1 rRNA gene is annotated in these 328 nt (G+C 42.4%); it reads right to left on the bottom strand.

The annotated features are described in order from the left end of the window. Positions 1-220: 220 nt before the first annotated feature. Positions 221-328, bottom strand: a 16S ribosomal RNA gene (locus M3610_RS27625); the annotation flags it as partial.

The following is a 328-nucleotide window of genomic DNA, read 5'->3' as shown; positions in this document are numbered from 1 at the left end:
CCGTGCGCCCTTTCTAACTTAACCTAAAAGGTTATTCTCTTAATTTAATAAGAGAGAAAACTAAAATGGCGATGACTCGATGTTTACTTTGCTTCTTCATTACGATTATCTAGTTTTCAAAGAACGATTGATTTGAGAGAATTGTACTCTCAAAACTAAACAAACAAAGATCGCGAACAAACTGTTTTGTCTGGCTCATACGTCCAGCTTATATCCTTAGAAAGGAGGTGATCCAGCCGCACCTTCCGATACGGCTACCTTGTTACGACTTCACCCCAATCATCTGTCCCACCTTAGGCGGCTGGCTCCTTACGGTTACCCCACCGAC

This window comes from Neobacillus sp. MER 74 (assembly GCF_023714155.1).
Note: the sequence above shows the minus strand (reverse complement) of the source record. Positions and strands in the feature narration are given on the sequence as shown.